Raw genomic sequence first — 374 nt, 5'->3', positions numbered from 1 at the left:
GTCGTAGCCATAGCGATGATCTGCTGCCCCTCCAGATCGATGAAGCCGCTCGGGGTTTTCCAGCGAACCGTATAGGCCGGGTCGAGCATGGCAGATACGGCTGCACCCGTGATGAGCGCCTGACTGTCGCGCCCGGTATCGATGGCAGTCCCGTCGACGGTGATACCGGCCGTCTCCGCCTGCCAACGGCGCGCAGCAATCGCGGCGATGAGGGCCTGTCGAGTCTGCTCCGCCTTATGCTCAGCGGTGATCATTTTCGAATAGTCGATGTTCATGCGGGCAGTTCCTCGACGATATCGGGCATTGCCTCGGGTTCCGGCACCGGATCGAACGGCAGCGGAATCGGGCCGTCAGCCGTGACGGTCACAGGATCG

At 62.8% G+C, this 374-nt stretch carries 1 protein-coding gene; it reads right to left on the bottom strand.

The annotated features are described in order from the left end of the window. On the bottom strand, nucleotides 1-275 hold a 275-nt coding region (locus MCB86_RS03775), incomplete at its 3' end, for a DUF4376 domain-containing protein (protein ID WP_239609884.1). Between the last annotated feature and the right edge of the window lie 99 nt (nucleotides 276-374).

This window comes from Pseudomonas sp. KSR10, assembly GCF_022355455.1.
Classification (GTDB): Bacteria; Pseudomonadota; Gammaproteobacteria; order Pseudomonadales; family Pseudomonadaceae; genus Stutzerimonas; species Stutzerimonas stutzeri_E.
Note: the sequence above shows the minus strand (reverse complement) of the source record. Positions and strands in the feature narration are given on the sequence as shown.